The 22,665-nt window shown below is 74.4% G+C and carries 18 protein-coding genes; 5 read left to right on the forward strand and 13 right to left on the reverse strand.

The features are described 5' to 3' along the window. Positions 1-25: 25 nt before the first annotated feature. Positions 26-1,198 (reverse strand): ROK family transcriptional regulator, encoded by a 1,173-nt coding sequence (locus C9F11_RS07685; protein WP_138958537.1) that lies wholly within the window; start codon positions 1,196-1,198, stop codon positions 26-28. A 150-nt stretch (positions 1,199-1,348) separates the two neighbouring features. On the opposite strand from C9F11_RS07685, the gene C9F11_RS07690 reads away from it, so the two are divergent. Next, positions 1,349-2,572: an MFS transporter gene (locus tag C9F11_RS07690; protein WP_138958538.1), complete on the forward strand. Its 1,224-nt coding sequence runs from the start codon at positions 1,349-1,351 to the stop codon at positions 2,570-2,572. 7 nt (positions 2,573-2,579) lie between these two features. Here the strand turns inward: C9F11_RS07690 and C9F11_RS07695 are convergent, their stop codons facing one another. Then, complete coding sequence (locus C9F11_RS07695) at positions 2,580-3,881, reverse strand: alginate lyase family protein (RefSeq protein WP_138958539.1); 1,302 nt, start codon at positions 3,879-3,881, stop codon at positions 2,580-2,582. A 320-nt stretch (positions 3,882-4,201) separates the two neighbouring features. Between C9F11_RS07695 and C9F11_RS07700 the strand changes: the two genes are divergently transcribed. Beyond that, positions 4,202-5,629 (forward strand): solute carrier family 23 protein, encoded by a 1,428-nt coding sequence (locus C9F11_RS07700; protein ID WP_138958540.1) that lies wholly within the window; start codon positions 4,202-4,204, stop codon positions 5,627-5,629. On the opposite strand, the gene C9F11_RS07705 is transcribed toward C9F11_RS07700, so the two are convergent. Beyond that, entirely contained in the window at positions 5,608-6,651 is a 1,044-nt protein-coding gene (locus tag C9F11_RS07705) for a glycoside hydrolase family 6 protein (protein ID WP_138966221.1), read from the reverse strand. The genes C9F11_RS07700 and C9F11_RS07705 overlap by 22 nt on opposite strands. Positions 6,652-6,891: 240 nt before the next feature. Here C9F11_RS07705 and C9F11_RS07710 point away from each other — a divergent pair, with 240 nt between their 5' ends. After that, a complete protein-coding gene (locus C9F11_RS07710; protein WP_269078126.1) occupies positions 6,892-7,548 on the forward strand; it encodes a DUF5995 family protein in 657 nt (218 codons plus the stop codon). 103 nt (positions 7,549-7,651) lie between these two features. Next, positions 7,652-8,581, forward strand: coding sequence for an LLM class F420-dependent oxidoreductase (locus C9F11_RS07715; RefSeq protein ID WP_138958541.1), 930 nt, complete (start codon positions 7,652-7,654; stop codon positions 8,579-8,581). Positions 8,582-8,627: 46 nt separating this feature from the next. Here C9F11_RS07715 and C9F11_RS07720 read toward each other — a convergent pair whose 3' ends face one another. Beyond that, positions 8,628-10,322, reverse strand: coding sequence for an NAD(P)/FAD-dependent oxidoreductase (locus C9F11_RS07720; protein WP_138958542.1), 1,695 nt, complete (start codon positions 10,320-10,322; stop codon positions 8,628-8,630). Between the two features lie 53 nt (positions 10,323-10,375). Beyond that, positions 10,376-11,173 (reverse strand): carbon-nitrogen hydrolase family protein, encoded by a 798-nt coding sequence (locus C9F11_RS07725; RefSeq protein ID WP_171075668.1) that lies wholly within the window; start codon positions 11,171-11,173, stop codon positions 10,376-10,378. Positions 11,174-11,555: 382 nt separating this feature from the next. On the opposite strand from C9F11_RS07725, the gene C9F11_RS07730 reads away from it, so the two are divergent. Continuing rightward, positions 11,556-12,164, forward strand: a complete 609-nt coding sequence (locus C9F11_RS07730) for a Repetin (protein ID WP_138958543.1) — start codon at positions 11,556-11,558, stop codon at positions 12,162-12,164. A gap of 140 nt (positions 12,165-12,304) precedes the next feature. On the opposite strand, the gene C9F11_RS07735 is transcribed toward C9F11_RS07730, so the two are convergent. The 8 genes from C9F11_RS07735 to C9F11_RS07770 all read right to left on the reverse strand — a co-directional run bounded on the left by C9F11_RS07735 (position 12,305) and on the right by C9F11_RS07770 (position 22,644). Continuing rightward, a complete protein-coding gene (locus tag C9F11_RS07735) occupies positions 12,305-12,760 on the reverse strand; it encodes an Lrp/AsnC family transcriptional regulator (RefSeq protein WP_030674789.1) in 456 nt (151 codons plus the stop codon). A 25-nt stretch (positions 12,761-12,785) separates the two neighbouring features. Next, positions 12,786-14,279, reverse strand: a complete 1,494-nt coding sequence (locus C9F11_RS07740) for an amino acid permease (RefSeq protein WP_138958544.1) — start codon at positions 14,277-14,279, stop codon at positions 12,786-12,788. Positions 14,280-14,701: 422 nt separating this feature from the next. Continuing rightward, on the reverse strand, positions 14,702-16,144 hold the full coding sequence (locus C9F11_RS07745) for a GuaB1 family IMP dehydrogenase-related protein (RefSeq protein ID WP_171075669.1): 1,443 nt from the start codon (positions 16,142-16,144) through the stop codon (positions 14,702-14,704). A 184-nt stretch (positions 16,145-16,328) separates the two neighbouring features. Continuing rightward, positions 16,329-17,555 (reverse strand): MFS transporter, encoded by a 1,227-nt coding sequence (locus C9F11_RS07750; RefSeq protein WP_138958546.1) that lies wholly within the window; start codon positions 17,553-17,555, stop codon positions 16,329-16,331. A 170-nt stretch (positions 17,556-17,725) separates the two neighbouring features. Next, positions 17,726-20,596: a LuxR family transcriptional regulator gene (locus C9F11_RS07755; RefSeq protein ID WP_138958547.1), complete on the reverse strand. Its 2,871-nt coding sequence runs from the start codon at positions 20,594-20,596 to the stop codon at positions 17,726-17,728. Positions 20,597-20,700: 104 nt separating this feature from the next. Beyond that, entirely contained in the window at positions 20,701-21,111 is a 411-nt protein-coding gene (locus C9F11_RS48560) for a barstar family protein (RefSeq protein ID WP_249401637.1), read from the reverse strand. Between the two features lie 13 nt (positions 21,112-21,124). Next, positions 21,125-21,553 (reverse strand): ribonuclease domain-containing protein, encoded by a 429-nt coding sequence (locus C9F11_RS07765; RefSeq protein WP_138958548.1) that lies wholly within the window; start codon positions 21,551-21,553, stop codon positions 21,125-21,127. 92 nt (positions 21,554-21,645) lie between these two features. After that, positions 21,646-22,644, reverse strand: a complete 999-nt coding sequence (locus tag C9F11_RS07770) for a sugar-binding domain-containing protein (RefSeq protein ID WP_249401638.1) — start codon at positions 22,642-22,644, stop codon at positions 21,646-21,648. Positions 22,645-22,665 lie beyond the last annotated feature (21 nt).

Consider the following 22,665-nt stretch of genomic DNA (forward strand, 5'->3'; position numbering starts at 1 on the left):
TGCCCGCGGGCCGGGGTGCCCGGCGTCACGCCCCGGTCGTGAACAGCTCGTCCTGCGCGGCGTCCCGGGCGGTGAGCAGCGCGCCGCGCAGCACCGCGGCGCCGCCCAGGGCGCTCGCCCTGACCTCCGTGCGCAGCGGTGACATCGCCGCCACGCGCCGTGCGACGCGGTCGGCGAGCGCCGCGCCGCCCGCCCGCCCCAACTCCCCGCCGAGCACCACGCAGCCCGGGTCGAGGACGGCCGCGACGGACGCGGCGCCGATGGCCACGCGGTCGGCGAGCGCGGTCAGGAACGCCGCGTGGCCCGTCTCCACGGCGTGCCGCACGAGCGCGGCCGCGGGCAGTTCGCCCGGCTCCGGCTCCGCCTTCAGACCGTGGTCCGCCGCCAGGTCCGCCACCGCCCCGGACCCGGCGAGCGTGTGGAAGCCGCCGTCGCAGGCCGTCGCCGAGGGCAGCCCGCCGGTGCCGGGCACCGGCAGGAAGCCGATCTCCCCGGTGCCGCCGGACGCGCCCCTGCGCAGCGCCCCGTCCAGGACGACGGCCGCGCCCGTGCCCGCGCCGAGCCACAGGAGCACGAAGGTGTCGCGGTCGTGCGCGGCGCCGTCGCGCTGCTCGGCGCGGGCGGCGAGGTTGGTCTCGTTCTCCACCAGGACGCGCGCGGGGAGCCGCTCCGTCAGGGCCGCCACCAGGCTGCGGTGCCAGGCGGGCAGGCCCGCCGAGTCGCGCAGGTCGCCGGTCGCCGGGTCGATCAGGCCCGGGGCGCCCACGCCGACGGTGTGCAGCCGGGTGGCCCCGGCCGTGGCCGCGGTGCGCTCGACGAGGGCGACGGCCCGCTCGACGGCGGGCCCGGTGGACGTGCCGTCGTCCATGGGGAGCGAGGCCTCGGCGAGCGGGGCGCCGAGCAGATCGGCGACGACGACGGTGACGCTCTCGGTGCGGACGTCGAGCGCGGCCAGCTGGGCGCGGTCGGCGACGATGCCGTACAGGCGCGCGTTCGGGCCCCGGCGCCGCTCGCCCGCCTCCCCGACGACCGCGATCAGGCCGGAGTCGCGCAGCCGCTCCACGAGGTCGGCGACGGAGGGCCGGGACAACCCGGTGAGCTGCTTCAGCTGCCCTGCCGTCAAGGGGCCTTCGCTTTGCAGGAGGCGCAGCGCGAGCCGGTCGTTGATGGCCCGAGCGGTGCTCGGTGATGCGGGCATGGCCGGATCCTTCCCCAGCGCCCGCGCCGGTCCGCCGGGGCGGCGGCCGCGCTGCGCGCGATATTCGGTTCCCTGACCCTCTTCTATCAGGCAGGGTTCCTGATAGTTTACTGCGGCGGTCCCGGAGGGGACGGTGGAGGGGTGGAGCGGATGAGTGAGGGGCAGGCCCAAGTGGTGTACAGCAAGAGCCAGTTGAGCCGGGCGCGGCTCGCGGTCGCGGTCATCTTCTGCGTGCACGGCTCGGTCGCCGGGTCGTTCGCGACCCGGGTGCCGTGGATCCAGGACCACGCGGACGTCAGCGCGGGCATGCTCGGCCTCGCGCTGGCCTTCCCGGCGATCGGCGCGTCCCTCGCGATGCCCCTCGCGGGCTGGCTGAGCCATCGCTTCGGCGTGCGGACGGCGCTGCGCGCGCTGCTCGCGCTGTGGACGCTCGCGCTCACGCTCCCCGCGCTCGCGCCGAACCTGCCCACGCTGTGCGCGGCGCTCTTCGTGTACGGCGCGACGTCGGGCATGGCGGACGTCGCGATGAACGCGCTCGGCGTCGAGATCGAGACCCGCATGGAGAAGTCCATCATGTCGGGCCTGCACGGCATGTGGAGCGTCGGCGCCCTGATCGGCTCGGCGGGCGGCACGGTCGCGGCGCACCTGGGCGCGGACGCCCGGGTGCACCACGCGCTCGCGGCGGCCGTGCTCACCGCGGCCGGTCTGATCGCCTGTCAGGGCGTGCTCGAACTGGGCGCGGCCCCGGACGACGACCCGCCGCCGCGCTTCGCCCGGCCGCCGAAGTCGGCGCTGCTCATCGGCGCGGTCGGGTTCTGCGCGGTGTTCGCCGAGGGCGCCAGCCTGGACTGGTCGGCGGTGTACCTGAAGGACGTGCTCGACTCGTCGGCCGGTCTGGCCGCCGCGTGCACGACCGGCTTCACGCTGACGATGGCCATCGCCCGACTCGTGGGCGACAAGGTGGTCGACCGGTACGGCTCGGTGCGCACGGTGCGGGTCGGCGGGCTGCTCGCCGCGGTCGGCGGGCTGTGCGTGGTGACGGCGCCGCACGCGGCCCTCGCCATGGCCGGCTTCGCGCTGATGGGCCTCGGCATCGCCGTCGTCGTGCCGCTGGCCTTCGCCGCGGCCGGGCGCAGCGGCCCCAACCCCAGCCAGGCCATCGCGGGCGTCGCCACCATCACCTACACCTCCAGCCTGATCGCGCCGTCGGCGATCGGCACGCTCGCCGACGCGACGAGCCTGGTCGCCTCCTTCGCCCTGGTCACCGTGCTCGCGTGCGGGCTCATGGTGTTCGCCGGGGTGCTGCGCACGGCCGGGCGGGCGCCCGTGCAGACCCCCGCCCCGCAGACCGAGGCGGTGGACCGCAAGGGCTGAGGCGCCCTCACCCGGTGATGGAGTCCAGCTGCTCCGCCGCGGGCCGCAGCTCCCACAGGTCGCCGCCGGGCGGGGCCTGGAGCTTCGGCACCGCGGCCCGCGCCGCCCGGTCACCGGCGTCGGCGGCCGCGTGCACGACGTCGGCCGCCGCGTACCGGCGGAAGTCCAGCTCGGGGTGCGGCCACGGCCGCTCGCCGGTGGCGGCGGGCAGCAGATAGCGGACGGCCCCGCCCAGGCTCTGCCCGGCGGGGCCCCGGTGGGCCCAGAGGTCCACGCCCACGTGGCGGCCGATGTCGGCGAGGCGCGCGTAGGCGACCAGGTCGAAGGTCGAGTAGTGCCAGCTGCGGGTGCGGGCGAGCTCCTGCGGCTGGCTGCCGTCGGCGGCGATCTGCGGGTCGACGCGCCGGGCGCGCGCGTCGCGGACGGTCCTGCGCGCGAGGGCGTCGTCTCCGGTGGCCCGGGCGAGGGCGGCGATTTGCAGGTCGTAGAAGGTGCCGTGGTTGTTCTTCGCGGCGCCTTCCTGCCTGCCGAAGTCGCTGTGCACCAGCCAGTCGCGGAAGTCCTTGTTCCAGGCCGTCGTCCGCGCCCGGTCGGCCCGGGTCCAGCCGGGGGCACCGGCGGCGAGGATCGCCTGGGCGTCCAGGACGCTCGTGTACGACTGCGAGAAGTCGATGATGCCGATGGCCCGGCCGTCGTACTTGCAGGGGATGAACTGGCCGTGGTCGAGGCGCGGGTTCATCCGGGTCGCCGGGTCGAGGAACCAGGTGCGCAGGACGGTCGCGGCGTGCTCGGCGTACGCGCGCTCGCCCGTGTAGTACCAGGCGAGGGACAGCTCGTAACTGGAGTCGAAGACGTTCTCCGCGTCCCGGCGGTCGGTGCCGGTGTCGACCTCGGGGTTGCGCTCGCCGTCGCGCTGCTCGTACGGGCAGCCCCAGGGGTTCTCGGGGGTCCTCGGCCCGGTCGGCCACCAGTAGGGGGCCTGGCTCAGATAGTCGTGCGGGTCGCCGCCGGGCGCGGGCCTCGGCTTGTCGACGACGGTCCAGGGGCCCTGGCCCAGCCAGCGGTCCGCGCGGGCCGTGAGGTCCCGCAGGGCGCGGCGCAGCCGCGGGTCGCCCCGGTCGAGGCGGCGCTTGGTCTCGGCGAGCCGGTGGCCGTCGAGGACGACGGTGTCGGGGACGGCGGGGGCGAGGGCGGCGGGACGGGCGGGCGGCGCCGCCGTGGCGGGGGCGGCCAGCGACACTGCGGCGAGGACCACCGCCGCCAGCAGGGCGCCTATGCAGGAGCGGGCTGTCGAGGAGCGGACTGTCATGACACTCCGATCAGATACATGAACAAAGTTCATCGACCTGGCCGCGCCACCGTACCGGAAGGAGCCGGGGAGCCCTACCCACCGGGACCCGGCAGCCGTACCGGACACAGCACCGGCTGCCGCACCGAATGCCGTACCGGACACCGCACCGAATGCCGCACCGGCCACCGCATCGGACACCGCTGGAAAGAAGTCGCACTTACGTCGCACTAACATGTCGACGCTGATCGTCGACATGACGACACAGCTCGTCCCCCGCGACGACAGGCCCGTCCTCCGCGACGGCACAGCTCGTCCCGCGCACAGAAAGCGAACTCACCATGGATCTCGGCGTGCGCTGGCGGCTGCACGGCGACGGGCGCACCCCCGCGCCCGGGGCCGTCGTCCGACCCGACGAACGGCTCTCGTGGCCCCGGACGTTCGGGCTCGGCGCCCAGCACGTGGTGGCGATGTTCGGGGCGTCGTTCGTCGCCCCGGTCCTCATGGGCCTCGACCCGAACCTCGCGATCATGATGTCGGGCGTCGCGACCGTCATCTTCCTGCTCGCCACGCGCGGCCGGGTGCCCAGCTACCTCGGCTGCTCGCTGTCCTTCGTGGGCGTGGCGGCCGTGATCCGCGCCCAGGGCGGCTCCAGCGCCACGGTGACGGGCGCGGTGTTCGTGGTGGGCGCGGCGCTGTTCGTGGTGGGGCTCGCCGTACAGCGGTTCGGCGCGCGGATCATCCACGCGGCGATGCCGCCGATCGTCACCGGCGCGGTCGTCATGCTGATCGGCTTCAACCTCGCCCCGGTGACGGCCTCGACCTACTGGCCGCAGGACCAGTGGACGGCCCTGTGCGTCATGCTGTTCACCGGATTGGCCGTGGTGTGCCTGCGGGGTTTCTGGTCCCGGGTCGCGATCTTCCTCGGTCTGCTCTTCGGCTACGCGCTGTCCTGGGCCCTCGACACGGTCTTCGGCAAGATCCACTCGGCGGACGGCTCCGGCAAGGTCACCGACCACTGGCGCCTGGACCTGTCGGCGGTCGGCAACGCGGACTGGATCGGCCTGCCCACCTTCCACGGCCCGAGCTTCGAGTGGTCGGCGATCCTCGTCGCGCTGCCCGTCGTGATCGCCCTGGTCGCCGAGAACGCCGGCCACGTCAAGGCGGTCGGCGAGATGACCGGCGACTCCCTCGACGACAAGCTCGGCACCGCGATCTCCGCGGACGGCGCGGCGTCCATGCTGTCCACGGCGGTCGGCGGCCCGCCCAACACCACGTACTCCGAGAACATCGGCGTGATGGCCGCGACCCGCGTCTACTCCACGGCCGCGTACTGGGCGGCCGCCGCCTTCGCGCTGCTCTTCGGCCTGTGCCCCAAGTTCGGCGCGGTCGTCGCCGCGATCCCCGGCGGGGTGCTCGGCGGCATCACCGTCATCCTGTACGGCATGATCGGCCTGCTCGGCGCCCAGATCTGGATCAACGCCGACGTCGACCTGCGCAATCCGCTGAACCTGGTCCCGGCCGCCGCGGGCATCATCATCGGCGTCGGCAACGTCTCGCTGAAGTTCACCGACACCTTCTCCCTCAGCGGCATCGCCCTCGGCACCATCGTGGTGATCACCGGCTACCACGTGCTGCGCGCCTTCGCCCCCGCCCACCTCAAGTCCCAGGAGCCGCTGCTCGACTCGGGGACGTCGTCGTACGACGAGCAGGAGCCGGACGGGCGGGGCACCGGCGGCTCCCCCGGTCAGCCGCGCGCCAAGTCGTAGGCGTACCCCGGCGAGAAGGTGCCGGGCCTGCCCCGGCACCCGTCCGACTCCCCGGGCAGCTTGACCCAGAGGTAGGCGTCGATGCGGGCCGCGCCGGTGCGCAGCGTGGGCGGGCGGCCGACGCGGCGCCCCGCGGGGTCGCACCACCGGCCGTCCGCCGGGGCGCCGTTGCCGTTGCGGCTGGTGTCGATGACGGCGCCGAGGCCGCGCGGCCCGCCCAGGGCGGTGAGGACCCGACGCGCGTACGCCACTTCGGCGGCGGTGCGGTGGAAGTTGGACACGTTCGTGAACACGCCGTCCGACGAGGCGGGGGACGCCGCGCCCGCCCGGCGCAGCGCGGCCGCCTGCCGCTCGGGCCGGTGCCAGCCCGAGTGCCCGCCGTCGTAGTAGACGCGCGCCGCGGGGTTCGCCCGCTTCAGGACGGCGCCCGCGCGGGCCAGCGCCGCGAACCGCCGCGACCGCTCACCCGGGGACAGGCAGTCCGCGAGCGCGACGGCGTCCGGCTCCAGGATGACGACGGCCGCACGGGAGCCGAGGCCCGCCGCGAACCGCTCGATCCACCGGGCGTACGCGGCGAGGCGAGGCACCCCGCCCCGCGAGGGGCCGCCGCAGTCGCGGTTCGGGATCGCGTACGCGACGAGGACCGGCACCCGGTCGCCCGCCCGCTCCGTGACCGCCCGCACCTGCGCCGTGACGGCCCACGGCCGGGGGTCGGTGAACCACACGGCGGCGGGCCGGGCGGCGATCCGGGACGCGATCAGCGGGCTTCTCGGGTCGTCCCGGTGCGCCCGCACCCACGCGACGACCTGCGCGTCCTCGGCCCGGTACAGCTCTCCGGCACCGGCCGCCGCGTCCCCTCCCGGCCGCGACGGCCGCGCCGACCCCGCGTGCCCGGGCGGCGCCGGACCCGACCGCGGCCCCTCCACGGCCTCGGTCCGGCCCGGCCCGTCGTTCCCGGCCACGGTCACCGCCCCGGCCAGCACCCCGGTGGCCGCCACCACCAGGGCCGCCGTCGCCGTGATCCCGCCGAGCCCGCGCCACCGCCCGCCCCGGCCGCGCGCACGTGTCTCCCCCACGTCCCGCTCCCCCCTCGTACCGCTCCCCCGGGGGTCCGTCGCGGGCCGTTCCCCCGTTCTGGGGAAGCGCCCGCCCGGCGGACCCGTGCGCAAGGCTAGGGCTGGGACCCTGCCCCCATGGCGCGGTTGGAGCGGTTGGCCGAGTGCACTCACCCGGCGCACGGAGTGGACGTGGTGGCGCGCGACGTGGACGCGGTGGTGGCGCGCATGCGCGCCCTTGACAGGGCGTGGCCGCGCCGGGACGGCGTCGCGGTCTTCAACCGCGTGTACCTCACGGTGACTCAGGAGGTCGGCCGGCACGTCGGCGCGGGCGCGTTCCTGGACGTCGAGGCCGCCGTCACACTGGACGTCCGCTTCGCCGAGCGCTATCTGGCGGCCGTGGACGCGGTGGCCGCCGACCGGCGCCCGCCCGCCTGCTGGCGTCCGCTGTTCCAGCTCCGGCGGCATCCGGGCGTACGGCCGCTGCAGTTCGCCCTCGCGGGCGTCAACGCGCACATCGGGCACGACCTGGCGCTCGCCGTCGTCGACACCTGCCGTGCCCTCGGCTGCGAACCGGCCGACCTGGAGGACGAGTTCGACCGCGTGGGCGACATCCTCGTGTCGCTGGAGGAGCGCGTCCGCGAAGAGCTGATGCCGGGCCCCGACGTGTTCCAGGTCGCCGATCCGCTGACCCATCTGCTGGGCTCCTGGAGCCTGGAGCGGGCCCGGGACAGCGCCTGGTCGACGGCGCGCGCCCTGTGGGCCCTGCGCCATCTCCCGGCCGTCGCCGGAGAGTTGCGCGAGCGGCTCGACGGGGCGGTGGGCCTGGTGGGGCGGATGCTGCTCACTCCGCTGCCCGACTGACGCCGGGCCGATCCGGCCAGGCGCGGAGCGGCCGCACCGGAACTCCCGTGCCTTCGTTGTACGTTGAACCGGCCACGGCGATCTCCCCCGCAGGAGGACAACGATGACGACCCGACTCGGACTGGGCCTGCCGCAGCTGAAGTGGGCGGACCTCGGGCGCGACGTCCCGGACGTGGCGCGCTTCGCCGAGCGGACCGGCTTCGACAGCCTGTGGGTCTTCGAGCGCGTCCTGTTCCCCGAGCCCCCCGCGCACGGCCTGTACGGCGTCCCGGGCCTGCCCTGGCCCGACGACTACCGCTCGGTCGCCGACCCCCTGGTCACGCTGGCCCTCGCCGCGACGGCCACCGAGCGGGCCCGGCTCGGCACCAGCGTCCTGGTGGCCCCGCTGCACGTGCCCTTCCAGCTGGCCCGCTCGCTGGCCTCGCTCGACGCGGCCAGCGGCGGCCGGGTCGTCGCGGGCCTCGGCACCGGCTGGTCCGTGGACGAGTACGCGGCCGCCGCGGTCGCCCCCTTCGAGCGGCGCGGCGCGGCGCTCGACGAGGTCATCGACGTGTGCCGCGCGGTGTGGGGCCCCGACCCGGTGGCGCACGAGGGCGAGCTGTCGCGGATCGTGCCGTCGGAGGTCGGCCCGAAGCCCGCGCGGCCCATCCCGATCCTGCTGCCCGCGAACAGCCCGCGCGCGCTGCGCCGCCTGGTGGACCGGGCGGACGGCTGGATGCCGATCGGCACGGGCGCCGACGAGCTCGCCGGGCAGTGGCGACGGCTCCGCGAGGTGGCCGCCGAGCGCGGCCGCGCGGAGCCCGTCCGCTCCGTCCTGCGCGTCAACCCCCGGTACACGCCCAAGGCCTACGACGGCGCCGACCGCGCGCCCTTCCGGGGCAGCGTCGAGCAGATCGCCGAGGACCTGGCCGCGCACGCCGCGGTCGGCCTCGACGAGATCTTCATCGACGTCCAGACCAGTGTGCGCGACGCGCAGGAGCTCAAGGACGTCGCCGCCGAGCTGTACGCGGCTGCGCGGGCCGCGGGGGTGTAGCGCGGCGACGGGGGCCCCGCGCTCGGGCGCGGGCCCCCCGTCGGCCTCAGTCCTCCGGCAGCTCGACCGGCGCGATGTCCTCGTAGAGGTCGCCGGGGCCGGGGTTCGTCGGGTCCGTGGTGCCGCCGAGGTGGTGCATGACGCCCCACACGGCGTTCAGGGCGGTCGTCACGGCGCCCTCGGCCCAGCCCGCCGTCCAGGAGATGTCGTCGCCCGCGAGGAAGATGCCGCGCTTGTCCTCGGGGAGGCCGTCCTGCATGAAGTGCGTGAACAGGCGCCGCTGGTAGCGGTAGTGGCCCGGCAGGTTGGCCTTGAACGCGCCCATGAAGTAGGGCTCGTTCTCCCAGGACACGGTCACCGGGTTGCCGATGATGTGCTTGCGGATGTCGACCTTCGGGTAGATCTCGCCGAGCGACTTGAGCATGACGTCCATGCGCTCGTTCGCCGAGAGGGGCAGCCACTTCAGGCTGTCGTCGCACCAGGTGTACGAGAGGCAGATGACGGCGGGCTTGTCCGGGCCGTCGTCGAGCAGGTAGGTGCCGCGCGTCATGCGGTCGGTGAGCGTCATCGACATGACGTCCCGGCCCGTCTCCTCGTCCTTATCGAGCCAGAACGGCCGGTCCACCGGCACGAAGAGCTTGGACGACTCCATGTAGTGCGTGCGCTCCATCGCCGTCCAGTGGTCGATGGGGAACAGCGAGTCGTCGCACTCGATCTTGGAGAGCAGCATCCAGGACTGCGCGGTGAAGATCGCCGCCCGGTAGGTGCGGATGTCGCCGTTCGCGTCGGTCACCGTGATGTTGTTGCCCGCGGTGCGGTGCAGCCGGGTCACGGCGGGCTTCGGCGCGCGGCCCTCGTGCAGCTCGGCCAGGGAGGTGCCGAGCGGCCAGTGCGTGATCTTCCGCGGCTCGCGGTCCCACAGGCGGAGGGGCAGCTGCTGGGAGCCGCCGACGATGCCGCGGTGGTGGTCGTCCGCCTCGGTGTAGACGACGCGCAGGATCTCCAGGATGGAGTTGGGGAAGTCCGTGTCCCAGCCGCCGGTGCCGAAGCCGACCTGGCCGAAGATCTCGCGGTGCCGGAAGGACTTGAAGGCCTCGGACTCGCAGAGGAAGCCGTAGAAGGTCTGGTTGTCGAGCTTCTCGACGAGCTTCGCCCAGATCTCGCGGATCTTCGGCACGTCGCGCTCGCGCAGCGCGCGGTTCATGTCGGAGAAGTCCGCGCCCTCCTCCAGGCAGTCGTTCCACGCCTTCGCCACGTCGCGGTAGACCTGCGGCAGGTCGGCGACGGTCTCGGCGTAGTGCGACTCGCCCTTGAGGTCGACGACGGTCGAGGGCGTCGACTCCGCCAGGGGGTTGGGGAACGGCCGCGTTTCCAGGCCCACCAGGTCGATGTAGTGCTGGAGCGCCGTCGAGGACGGCGGGAAGCGCATCGCGCCCATCTCGGCGGTCAGCGACGGGTCGCAGCCCTCGAAGCCGACGGTGCGCAGCCGGCCGCCGATCTGGTCGGCCTCGTACACGACGGGCTTGAGGCCCATCTTCATCAGCTCGTACGCCGCCACGATGCCGGACAGACCGCCGCCGATCACGGCGACCTCGGTGCCGAGCTCGGTCGCGGGTATCTGCCCGAGCCCCGCCGGGTGCGCGAGGAAGTCGTCGTACGCGTACGGGAAGTCCGGCCCGAACATGGTGATGGGCGGCTGCGCGTCGGTGTGCTGGACGGCGGTGGGCACCGTGGACGTCATGGGGTACGGACTCCTTGCACAGTACGGAACGGTGGTACGGGTGGGGGCTCGGCTCAGCCGAGGGACGCGTACAGGCCGGGGCGGCGGTCGCGCAGGTAGGGGTTGGCCTCGCGGGAGGCGGCCAGGAACTCCGGGTCGGCGTCGGCGAACACCAGCTCGTCGCCGCGCCCGGCGCGGGCGCGGGCCACGCCGTCGGGGCCCGCGAGCGTCGACAGGCCGACGAACTCGAACTCGCCCTCGTGGCCGACGCGGTTGACGTACGCGACGTACATCTGGTTCTCGAAGGCGCGCACGGGCACGACCGACTCGGCGACGAACTGGAAGGGGTGCATCTGGGCCGTCGGCACGAGCAGCAGGTCGGTGCCCGCCAGGGCGTGGGCGCGGACGTTCTCGGGGAACTCCACGTCGTAGCAGATCATCAGGCCGATCCGGACGCCGTCGAGCTCGGCCTGGACGACCGGCTGCTCCCCGGGCGTGAAGTGGTCGCGCTCGAAGCAGCCGAAGAGGTGGGTCTTGCGGTAGTTGGCGAGGCGGGTGCCGTCGGCGCCGATGAGCTGGACGGCGTTGTAGACCCGCTCGCCGTCGCGCTCGGGGTAGGCGTAGGCGATGGCCACGCCGTGGCGCACCGCGGTCTCGGCGACGGCGTCGGCCGCCTCGCCGTCCGCGGGCTCGGCGAGGCGCGGCACGTCGTCGCCGATGGCGTAGCCCGTCAGGAACATCTCCGGCGTCACCAGGAGCCGCGCCCCGGCGGCCGCGGCGCGGGCGGCGGCCTCGTCCAGGACCTTGAGGTTGGCGGCGACGGAGCCGGGACGCCCCGAGCTCTGGAGCAGGGCGGTGCGCAGCGGCGGCATGGCTGACCTCGGGGGCGCAGAAGGGGCACGGGCGGGGGCGGGGTGAGTCGGATAGACCGTACGTTTCGCGGGTGTGACGGGACAAGACACGACCGTTGCGCCTGCCCCCGCGATCCGTTGCGCGTCCGGGGGCCGGGACGGAGATTCGTTGCGGGGCGGCGTACGGGTCGCGTAAGGACGGTGTACGGGGCGCGTACGGGCGGTGACCCGTGTGCTGGAGGGCTACGAGAGGTCCGACCTGGGGCGCAGACGGCCGCCCCGGGGCTCCCCCGCGCGGGGGAAGCGGAGAGCAGCCTCGGGCCCGACGTGCCGGGACCCCGGCCCGGGAGATCGTGAAGTCACCCGGAACGACCGGGTCACTTCGATCGACGGAGGGCTTCCCGTGAGCCGCATCACCTTCACCCGCAACAGCACCCGCGTCCTCGCCGTGAGCGCGGCGTTCCTGGTCGCCGCGGGGGCGGCGGGCGTGGCCGCCGCGTCCGGCGAGGACGTCACGCGCCCCGCACCGGCCGCCGAGCAGCAGGCGAAGCCCCGTGAGGCGGCCGCGCTCACCGGCACGGGCAAGATGTTCCGCAAGACGACGGAGGACGTCACCTTCACCTTCGACGCGCACCTGGCCGAGCGGCACAACGGCGACCCGTCCAAGGCCACCGGCACCTTCAAGTTCGTCCACCTGGACAAGCCGGGCGGCAAGGGCGGCTGGGCCAAGGGCCGGATCGACTGCCTGGTGACGGGCGGCAAGGTGGCGACGACGACCGGCGTCATCACCGACACCAACATCAAGGAGATCAAGGGCGGCCGCGTCGGCTTCAGCGTCCACGACCAGGGCAAGAACGACCGCGTCGGCTACAGCTGGGGCGCGACCGGCGGCCCCACCGGCGACAAGAAGCTGACCAAGTGCAACAGCGCCGCCCCCTTCGAAAAGCTCAAGAAGGGCACCGGCGACTTCCACGTGACCCCGTGGAACCCGCCGTACCCCGAGGGCAACTGAGCCGGGGCACGGGCGGCCCGCACGGGGGTGGGGCCGCCCGCGCCCCTTGGGGGAAAGCGCCCCGAAGGGGCGCGGGGCTGTTTCGATATGCGGCTCCGCCGCGTGGGCGCGCCCGGCCACGACGCACCCGCAGCGAACGACTAAGCAGGCGACCCCGAGGAGAACCGCCGCATCAGCGGTGAAAGGACGAGCACCGACTTGGTGCGCTCAACGAACGGCTCACCCGCGATCCGCTCGAGCACGCGCTCGAAATGACGCATGTCCGCGGCGAAGACCTGCACGAGCGCGTCCGCCTCCCCCGTGACGGTGGAGGCGGACGCGACCTCCGGATAGCGCTCCAGACCGCGCTGGATCGCCTCCGGCGAGGTGTTGCGGCGACAGTAGATCTCGATGAACCCCTCGGTCTCCCAGCCGAGCGCGGCCGGGTCGACGCGGACGGTGAATCCGGTGATCGCTCCGGTGGCCCGCAGCCGGTCCACGCGCCGCTTCACGGCGGGCGCGGACAGGCCGACGAGCTGGCCGATGTCGGCGTAGGAGCGGCGGGCGTCCTCGGCGAGGGCGTGCACGATGCGTTCGTCGAGATCGTTCAGTCGCACTGGGGGTCGTTCACTTCTCTGCGTGTCACTTCACTGCGGAGGCCTCCGCGGCGGGCGGCTCGGTCTCCAGACGGGAGCGGCGCATCCCGTACAGGAAGTAGAACACGAGCCCGACGACCATCCAGACACCGAAGACCTTCCAGGTCGCCGCGTCGAGGTTGTACATGTTGTAGGCGCAGAAGCCGAAGCCGAGCACCGGGAAGAGCCAGCCGAGCGGCACCCGGAAGGTGCGGGGCATGTCGGGGCGGGTGCGGCGCAGGATGACCACGGCGATGTTGACCAGGCCGAAGGCGAAGAGCGTGCCGATGCTGGTGGCGTCGACGAGCTTGCCGAGCGGGATCACCGAGGCGAGGACGCCGCAGAACAGGGACACGATGACGGTGTTCACGCGGGGCGTGCCGGTCTTGCCGCTGACCTTGGCGAACGTCTTCGGCACGAGGCCGTCGCGGGACATCGCGAACAGCACGCGGGTCTGGCCGTAGAGGACGGTCAGGACGACGCTGGCGATCGAGATGACGGCACCGGCGGCGAGCAGGGTGCCCCAGAAGGTCTGGCCGGTGACGTCGTTCATGATCGCGGTGAGCGACGCCTCGGAGCCCTCGAAGTCCTTCCAGTTCCAGGCGCCGACGGCGACGGCGGCGACCAGGACGTACAGGGCGGTGACGATGATCAGCGAGAGCATGATCGCGCGGGGCAGGTCGCGCTGCGGGTTCTTGGCCTCCTCACCGGCGGTGGAGGCGGCGTCGAAGCCGATGTAGGAGAAGAACAGGCTCGCTCCGGCCGCGCTGACCCCGGCGACGCCGAGCGGCATGAAGTCGGCGTAGTTGCCGGACTTGAAGCCCGTGAAGCCGACCGCGCAGAACAGCACGAGGGCCGCGATCTTCACGATGACCATGATCGTGTTCGCGCGGGCGGACTCCTTGGCGCCGCCGAGCAGGAACACCATGGCGAGCAGCACGACGATCAGGCCGGGCAGGTTGATGATCGCCCCGTCGACCTCGCCGGGCGCCGCGGAGAGCGCGTCCGGGATGGTGACGCCGATGGTGCCGTCGAGCAGCTCGTTCAGGTACTGGCCCCAGCCGACGGCGACGGCCGCGACAGACACGCCGTACTCCAGGACCAGGCACCAGCCGCAGACCCAGGCGACGAGCTCGCCCATCGTCGCGTACGCGTACGAGTACGAGGATCCGGCCACCGGGATGGTGCCCGCGAGCTCGGCGTAGGACAGGGCCGAGAACAGGGCGGTGAGTCCGGCGATGACGAAGGAGACCGTCACGGCCGGGCCGGCCTTGGGCACGCTCTCGCCGAGCACCACGAAGATGCCGGTGCCGAGCGTCGCGCCGATGCTGATCATGGTCAGCTGCCACATGCCGAGGGTCCGGCGGAGCGTGCCGCCCTCGCCCTGGCCGCCCTCGGCGACCAGGCGGTCCACCGGCTTGCGCCGCGTTATTCGGCTGCCGAAACCGCTGTCGCCCTGGGGGCGTGGGCGGGTCTTCGGGGGGGCGCCCTGGTCGAGCACGGGTGGCTCCTTAATCGCTGCCGGTCGAAATGGCCGGGACCCACGGCAGCCCGGGCATCACCACGGGAACCACCGAGCAGGCAGTCCCCGCCACGCCACGTACAGCGCCAGACTCTAAGGGGTTCCGCTTCTCAGCCGAAATGCAGCAACGTTGCGCACCGGCGGAAGATCGTTGCGTGAGCGCCGAAGGGACGGATCTTTATTGCGCCGTCCCTTTCGTCCGTTGCGTGACGCCCGATTTGTCCGCTGCTGGGGATTCCGTTTGTTTCCGGTGCGGCTCCCGTCGGCACGGCTCCCGTATCCCGCCCGTCGGCCGATCCGTATTCCGTTTGTAATCTTCCCGAAGCACCGGGGAAACGCCGACGGCCCCCGCGAGCGAACTCGCGGGGGCCGTCGATGAGTTGGGCCCGGGGGCCGGCGCGTCAGCTCCAGCTGGCGTGCAGCGGCTTGCCCTCGGCGTATCCGGCGGCGCTCTGGATGCCGACGGTGGCCCGGTCGGCGAACTCCTCCAGGGAGCCCGCGCCCGCGTAGGTGCAGGAGGAGCGGACGCCCGCGATGATCGAGTCGATCAGGTCCTCGACGCCCGGACGCGCCGGGTCGAGGAACATGCGGGAGTGCGAGATGCCCTCCTCGAACAGCGCCTTGCGGGCGCGGTCGTACGCGGACTCCTCGGACGTGCGGTTGCGCACCGCGCGGGCCGAGGCCATGCCGAACGACTCCTTGTAGAGCCGGCCGTTCGCGTCCTGCTGGAGGTCGCCCGGGGACTCGTACGTGCCCGCGAACCAGGAGCCGATCATGACGTTGGACGCACCCGCGGCGAGCGCCATGGCGACGTCGCGCGGGTGGCGGACACCGCCGTCGGCCCAGACGTGCTTGCCGAACTTCTTGGCCTCGGCGGCGCACTCCAGGACGGCGGAGAACTGCGGGCGGCCGACGCCGGTCATCATGCGCGTGGTGCACATGGCGCCGGGGCCCACGCCGACCTTGATGATGTCGGCGCCGGCCTCGATCAGGTCGCGGACGCCCTCGGCGGCGACGATGTTGCCCGCCACGATCGGCACCCGCGGGTCGAGCGCGCGCACGGCCTTGACCGCGGCGATCATCGACTCCTGGTGGCCGTGCGCGGTGTCCACGACGAGCGTGTCCACACCGGCGTCGAGCAGCTGCTTGGCCTTGCCCGCCACGTCGCCGTTGATGCCGACGGCGGCGGCGATGCGCAGCTTGCCGTCCGCGTCCAGGGCGGGCTTGTAGAGGGTCGCGCGCAGGGCGCCGGTGCGGGTGAGGATGCCCGCGAGGCGGCCGTCCTTGTCGACGGCGGGCGCGTAGCGGCGGTTGGCGCCGTCCAGCTTGTTGAACGCGTCGCGCGGGTCGATGTCCGCGTCGAGCAGCACCAGGTCCTTGGACATGACCTCGGCGAGCTGCGTGAAGCGGTCGACGCCGCTCAGGTCCGCGTCCGTGACCACGCCGACCGGGCGGTGGTCCGCGTCCACGACGACGCCCGCGTTGTGCGCGCGCTTGGGCAGCAGCGCGAGCGCGTCCGCGACCGTCTGGGCCGGCGAGAGGACGATCGGGGTGTCCAGGACGTGGTGGCGCGTCTTCACCCAGGAGATGACCTCGGTGACGACCTCGATCGGGATGTCCTGCGGGATGACGACGAGCCCGCCGCGACGGGCGACGGTCTCGGCCATGCGGCGGCCCGCGATCGCCGTCATGTTGGCGACGACCAGCGGGATCGTGGTGCCGGTGCCGTCGGGCGAGGCGAGGTCGACACCCTGGCGGGAACCGACGGCGGAGCGCCTCGGGACCATGAAGACGTCGTCGTACGTCAGGTCGTACGCAGGCTGGATGTCATTGAGGAAACGCACGTGCTGCTCATCCCAGTCGATCAGAGGTGGCCCCCGAACCGGACAGCCGGGGGAAAAGCACGTACTTCATTGTCCCATGCCCAACCGATTGCGCCGCCTGGGACGATCACCCAGGCGGCGCGGGAACCCCCTGGTCAGATCCTCCAAGGGCGCCACCGTCCGCTGCCGCGGGCCTGCGCTGCGTCTAGATCTTCCGGGTGCGCCACACCGCCAGCGAGGTGAGCGCGCTGAGCACCGCGCCGAATCCGAGGACCGCGGTGAGCGACACCGCGCTCACCACCACGCCGCCGAGCGCCGCGCCCGAGGCGATGGCCAGGTTGAACATCGAGGTGTTCAGGGCGGTCGCCGCCTCGGTCGAGCCGGGCGCGGCCTTGAGCACCCAGGTCTGCACGGCCACGGGGATGCCGCCGAAGGCGAGGCCCCACAGCACCAGGAGCACGATCCCGGTCGCCGGGCTCCGGCCGACCAGCGGGAACAGCGCGAGCACGGCGGCGAGCAGCACGCTCATGGTGATGATGGTGGCGCGGACGTCGCGGGTCGCGGTGATGCCCGCGAGGACCGTGCCGCCGATGCCCGCGAGGCCGTAGACCAGCAGCAGCGGACCGATCAGGCTCTCGCTGACGCCCGAGGTGTCCTGGAGGATCGGGCTGATGAAGGTGAAGGCCGCGTAGTGGCCGCCCACGAGCAGGCCGGTGGCGATGACGCCCGCGCGGACCGTGCGGTTGCGGAACTGCCGGGGCAGCTCGGACAGGCGCACCGGCTCGGTGGCGGGCAGGCTCGGGAGCAGGAACACCAGGCCCGCGACCACGATCAGGCCGAGCCCGGCGACGGCCAGGAACGCGATCCGCCAGTCGGAGAGCTCACCGACGAACGTCGCCGCGGGCACGCCGATCACGTTGGCCGCGGTCGCGCCGCCGAAGACGAGCGCGGTGGCCCGGGGGATGTGCCGCTCGGGCACGAGCCGCACGGCGATGCCCGCCGCGAGGGCCCAGAACCCGCCGATGCTGACGCCCGCGACGAACCGCGCGACGAGCAGCAGGGCGAAGCCGGAAGCGGCGGCCGAGAGGGCGTTGGCCGCGACCATCAGCGTGAGCAGGGCGAGCAGGACGAGCCGTCGGTCGAGGCGGCCGATGAGGACGGGCAGGACGGGCGCGGTCACCGCGGCCACGAGCCCCGGCACGGTCACGAGGAGGCCGACCGCGCCCTCGGAGACGTCGAGCCCGCCGCTGATCGAGGTCATCAGGCCGACCGGGAGGGCCTCGACGGTGATCATGGCGAAGGTGCCGAGCGCCATGGCCACGACGGCCAGCCAGGTCCTGACGGAGACCCGGTCCGGCGGCGGCGCGGGCGTGCTGGGGGTGACGGGAGCGGCGGGTGTGGCGGAGGTGGCTGACTTGCTGGGGCCGGACATGGCTGAACTCCCGTTCCGAGCGGTTCGCTTGGGGCTGTGCGCGGCGGTGAAGGCCGCGAGGAACACGCTAGGAAGCGGCGGAGGGACGCGAATCAGTCACATGACTGGCGTGCGTCCGTCGTCGGTCCTACGCCGGTCCAGGCACCCGCGCCGCCCGCCCCGCCCCGGCCCTACTCCCCCAGGTCCATGCGGGCCAGCTCGCCGCGTGAGGCGACGCCCAGCTTCGGATACGCCTTGTAGAGGTGGTAGCCGACGGTGCGCGGGCTGAGGAACAGCTGGGCCGCGATGTCCCGGTTGCTCAGGCCGGTCGCCGCGAGCCGCACGATCTGGAGCTCCTGCGGCGTGAGCCGGTCGAGCAGGCCCGGCTCGCGGTCGCGGACCGGCGTGGTCTCGCCGGTGGCCCGCAGCTCGGCGCGGGCGCGCTCCGCCCACAGCGGGGCGCCGACCGCGTCGAACAGCTCCAGGGCGGCGCGCAGCCGGGGCCGGGCGTCGGACCTGCGCAGCCTGCGCCGCAGCCACTCCCCGTACAGGAGCTCGGTGCGGGCCCGCTCGAAGGGACGCTGGTCGTGCAGGTGGACCCGGACGGCCTCGGCGAAGAGGGCGTCGGCGGGGTCGCCCTGCGCGGCGGCCTCAGCGGCCCCGTCGGCCCCGGTGGCCCCCTCGCCCGCCACGGCCCCGGTGGCCGCCGCCCCCGCCACGGCTCCGGTGACCCCCACCGTGGCGAGCAGCGCGCGGCAGCGCAGCGCGACGGCCCGCGCCCAGGGCTGCCCGGTGGCGTCCGCCCACTTCGCGAACGCGGCGGCCGCGGCCCGGGCTCGCTCCGGCCTGCCCACGCGCACCGCGCTCTCCACCAGGTCGGGCAGGGCGTACAGGGCGAAGCCGGAGTGCCCGTGCGGCCCGGCCCACAGGTCCTCCAGGCGGTGCAGCGCCTCGTCGTGGCGGCCGTGGCCGAGGTCGAGCAGGGCGAGCGCGCCGCTCGACCAGGCGCCCGCGATGGGCAGGCCCTGCGCGGCGAGCTCCCTGGTGAGCGCCCGGCAGCGGTCCTCGTCACCCTCGGCCGCGGCGATGTGCGCGAGCACGCCGCGCAGATTCCCCGCGAACAGGCCCTGCGCGGTGTCCTCCGCGATCCGCGCGCCCTCGGCGGCGGACGCCGTGGCGTCCCGGAGGCGGCCCATGAGCAGCTGCGCCCGCGCGAGGTGGAACAGCGCGGCGGGCATGAGGCCGATCGCGTCCCCGGCCCGGCAGTCCCGCTCCAGCGCGCGGGCCCGCTCGTACGCGGCGCCCAGGTCGCCGATGAGCTGGTGCCACCAGTGCGTGCTGGCCCGCTCCCACAGGCCGGGCGCGCTCGCCGGACCGGGCGCGCCCGCCGCGTCGCCGGGCGCCTCGACGAGGAGGCGCGCTGCGGGCAGCCCCCGGGCCGGGTCGCCGAGCGCCACGGTGGCCAGGCCGTCGACGGCGGTGATCAGGCGTGCGGCCCCGGGCTCGGCGTGCGGGCCGGACAGCGAGGGCCGCAGCGCCGTGAGCCCGGCCGAGGTCCGCGCGATCATGCCCGGGTCGTTGAGCGCCCAGGCGGCGGACATCGCGTCCAGGAACATGTACGCGGCCGCCCGCGCGTCGTGCGGCCCGACCTCGGCCGCCGCCTCGACGAGGAGCGCGTGCGCGGCGCGCTGGTCGCCGCGCGCGTTCGCGGCCGTGGCGCGGATGCGGGCGAGCCGGGCCCGGGTGAGCGGGTCGTGCGGGTGCGCGGCGGCCCGGTCCGCGAGCCCCGCGGCGCGCTGCTGCTCGCCCGCGTTCTCCACGGCCTCGGCCGCGGCCACGAGCCGCCGGGCGCGCCGCTCGTCGGTCGGCGAGAGCGCGGCGGCACGTTCGTACGCGGCGGCCTCGGCCTGGTGCCCGCCGCGGCGGCGTGCGGCCTGAGCGGTGTGCTCCAGGTCGGCGGCGACGCTCTCGTCGGGGCCGGTCGCGGCCGCCGCCCGGTGCCAGGCGCGGCGGTCGGCGGTGGTGGCCCCGGCGAGGGCGCGGTGCACGACCGTGCGCAGGGACAGGGGCGCGGCGCGGTACACCGCGGAACGGCTCAGCGGGTGCGTGAAGCGCAGCCGCCCGTCGGCCACGGAGATCAGCCGGCTCGCCTCGGCGGCGGCCAGGTCGTCGAGCGAGGCGTCCAGGGCCCGCCCCGCCGCCAGGACGGCGCCCAGGTCGCCGGTGGGCTCGGCGGCGGCGACCACGAGCAGGTCCTGGGCCCGGGGCGGCAGGGCCCGCGCCCGGTCGAGGAAGGTGCGCTCGACGCGTTCGGACACCGGCCGGGAGCCCAGGTGGAAGAAGTCGGCGTGCAGATCGCCGGAGCGCTGCGCGGCGCTCAGCGCGGCGGGCAGTTCGAGCAGGGCCAGCGGATTGCCGCGCGCCTCCCGGAGGACCAGGCCGCGCACGTGCGCGGGGAGCCCGTCGGCGTGCTGGTGGAGCAGGCGCGCGCCGGTCTCCTCGTCGAGCCCGGCGAGCCGTAGTTCGGCGAGGCCCGACGCGGGGAACGGATGCCCGTCGCGGACCGCGAAGACCAGCGCCACGGGGTCGGAGCCGAGCCGCCGCGCGGCGAAGAGCAGGGCTTCCACGGACGCCTGGTCCAGCCACTGCGCGTCGTCGACGAGCACGGCCAGGGGCCGCTCCTCGGCGATCTCGCCGAGCAGGGACAGGACCGCGAGCCCCACGAGGAAGCGGTCGGCGGCGCCGCCGCCCGGGAAGTCGGCGTCCAGGCCGAACGCCGCGCGCAGTGCCCGCGCCTGCGGCGCGGGCAGCGCGTCGAGCCGGTCGGCGTGGGCCCCGAGCAGCAGGTGCAGGCCCGCGAAGGCCAGCTCCGACTCCGACTCGATGCCGAGCCCGCGCAGCACCCGCAGGTCCGTGGCGTGCTCGGCGGCGTGGTCCAGCAGGGCCGTCTTGCCGATCCCGGCCTCGCCGCGCACGACGAGCACCCCGCCCCGCTGTTTCCTCGCCCCGTCGAGCAGCCCGTCGACGACGGCCCGCTCCCGGTCCCGCCCGTACAGCTCCATGCCCCGTTCCCCCCGTGTGTCCGCGCGTCCGCCGGCGTGCCCGCCGTCCGCCCGGTGTGTTCCCGTGCCGGTACGCCGTCGGCGCGGCGTACGCCCCGGTGCCGTCAGTCCGGCGGCCCCAGTGCCAGGACGATCTCCAGTGCCGTGTCCTCGCCCCGCCAGTGCCCGACCGCCGCGGCGAAGACGTCCTGCGCGATCTCCCAGTCGCCCGGTGCCCGGCGCGCGTACTCCTGCCAGCCGGTGACGGCCACGAGGAGCCCTCGCGCGCGCGGCTGCCACGACAGGTCCGTCAGACAGTCGGCGAGCGCGTCCCAGTTGCGCCCGAACCACTCCGGCAGCGCGAACGCCGTGGCGCACCGCTCCATGAAGGCGTCCTTGTCCCGGACGCCGCTCAGCTCGAGGGCGACGGTGCTCCACCCGGTGCCGCGCACGGCCCCGAGCACCCCCGCCGGCGCCCCCGGCGTCGCGCCGTCCGCAGCGGCGGGGTCCCCGCCCGCCCAGTCACCCGTCGTCACGCTCGTGCCTCCGTCATCTCAGCACCGCCTTGAACGACGCGTAGTGGTCGTCCGTGTAGTACGTCTCGTGCTCGCGGCCGGTGACGAGGCGCCGGGCGCCCCGGCCGCGCTCCCCCGGCGTCCGGACGGTGTACTCGTGGTAGTAGCCGCGTGGCTCACGGGGCAGCCGGCCCTCGAAGTTGCCGAAGACCGTGCCGTCCTTCGCGTAGGGGAAGGGCCCGCCCTCGTCGATGAGGCGCAGGGTCCTGCGGGCCTCGGCGGGCAGCCGGTCGGCCGTGACGGTCGCCATGCCGCGCGCCCAGGCGGGTGTCGGGGCGGGTGTGGAGGCCGTGCCGCCGTCCCGCTCCGTGCCGCTGTCCCGCTGTGTGCCGCAGCCCGTGACGAGGACCGCGAGACAGACGAGCAACGCGCCCAGGACGCGCCCCGCCGACCGAATGATCATGGGCCCGATGCTGCCACAGCCTCCGCGCACCGGCACGCGCCGGCGTCCGGACGCCGGACACCACCGGGCCCCTGGTCGTTCCTGCGAGCGGGTCAGTTCCCGTCCGGGTCCGCGCGGTCGAGCGCGGGCCGGGGGGACGGACCCTTCTCCAGGAGGTGGTCGGCCGCCGCCGTGTCCGTGACCAGGCTGGTCACGAGCCCGGAGCGGAGCACCGCGTCGATGGCCGCGGCCTTGCGCTGGCCCCCGGCGATCGCGACGACCTCCGGGATGCGGCGCAGCCGGTCCGCCTCGACGGTGATGCAGCGCTCGCCCAGGTCGCGCCCGACCCTGCGGCCCTCGGCGTCGAAGAGGTGCGCGGACATCTCGGCGGCGACGCCGAGCGAGGCGTAGTGCGCCCGCTCCTCGTCCGTGAGCATGTCGTGCACCGTGGAGATGCCCGGCTCCCAGGAGCCGATGGACACCGCGGCGACGGTCACCTTGTCGAAGTACTCGAAGGCGCGGGCGATGCCCGTCTGGTGCCGCAGCGCGGCGGCCGTCGCCGCGTCCGGAAGGAGCATGGGCGCGTAGATGGGGTGGGCGTCGCCGCCGGAGACCTGCGCGGCGCGGCGCACGGCCTCGACGGAGCCGCGCTCCGCGGTGCCCGCGTCGTACACGCCCGTGAGCTGTACGACGGTGCAGGGCGGCAGCGCCTCGAGCGCCGCCGCCATGTTGATGGTCGAGCGGCCCCACGCGAGGCCGAGCACGTCGCCCTCGGCCACGAGCTCGCCGAGCAGTCCCGCCGCGACCTCGCCGAGGTTCTCCGGGTCGGGCGACTCGTCGACGTCGTCCGTGGAGGACGGCGACTCGACGACGACGGCGTGCCGCAGCCCGTAGCGGGCGCGGAGCGCGTCCGAGCGCTCGGCGTCCAGCTCCGCGGGCACGCGGATCTCGATCCGTACAAGGTCCCGTTCGAGAGCGGTCTCCAGGACCCGGGCCACCTTGAAGCGGCTGACGCCGAACTCCTCGGCGATCTGGATCTTGGACTTGCCCTCGAGATAGAAGCGGCGGGCCATGGCCGCCGCCTGCACCAGCTCCGCGGGTCCCATCCGCATGGCTGACCGACCCGCCGACAT

The sequence above is a fragment of the Streptomyces sp. YIM 121038 genome (genome assembly GCF_006088715.1).
Taxonomy (GTDB): Bacteria; Actinomycetota; Actinomycetes; order Streptomycetales; family Streptomycetaceae; genus Streptomyces.

Coding starts and splice junctions, on each gene's coding strand:
- C9F11_RS07685 (WP_138958537.1), bottom strand. CDS start 1,198: ATGCCCGCATCACCGAGCACCGCTCGGGCCATCAACGACCGGCTCGCG.
- C9F11_RS07690 (WP_138958538.1), top strand. CDS start 1,349: ATGAGTGAGGGGCAGGCCCAAGTGGTGTACAGCAAGAGCCAGTTGAGC.
- C9F11_RS07695 (WP_138958539.1), bottom strand. CDS start 3,881: ATGACAGTCCGCTCCTCGACAGCCCGCTCCTGCATAGGCGCCCTGCTG.
- C9F11_RS07700 (WP_138958540.1), top strand. CDS start 4,202: ATGGATCTCGGCGTGCGCTGGCGGCTGCACGGCGACGGGCGCACCCCC.
- C9F11_RS07715 (WP_138958541.1), top strand. CDS start 7,652: ATGACGACCCGACTCGGACTGGGCCTGCCGCAGCTGAAGTGGGCGGAC.
- C9F11_RS07720 (WP_138958542.1), bottom strand. CDS start 10,322: ATGACGTCCACGGTGCCCACCGCCGTCCAGCACACCGACGCGCAGCCG.
- C9F11_RS07725 (WP_171075668.1), bottom strand. CDS start 11,173: ATGCCGCCGCTGCGCACCGCCCTGCTCCAGAGCTCGGGGCGTCCCGGC.
- C9F11_RS07750 (WP_138958546.1), bottom strand. CDS start 17,555: ATGTCCGGCCCCAGCAAGTCAGCCACCTCCGCCACACCCGCCGCTCCC.
- C9F11_RS07755 (WP_138958547.1), bottom strand. CDS start 20,596: ATGGAGCTGTACGGGCGGGACCGGGAGCGGGCCGTCGTCGACGGGCTG.
- C9F11_RS07765 (WP_138958548.1), bottom strand. CDS start 21,553: ATGATCATTCGGTCGGCGGGGCGCGTCCTGGGCGCGTTGCTCGTCTGT.
- C9F11_RS07770 (WP_249401638.1), bottom strand. CDS start 22,644: ATGCGGATGGGACCCGCGGAGCTGGTGCAGGCGGCGGCCATGGCCCGC.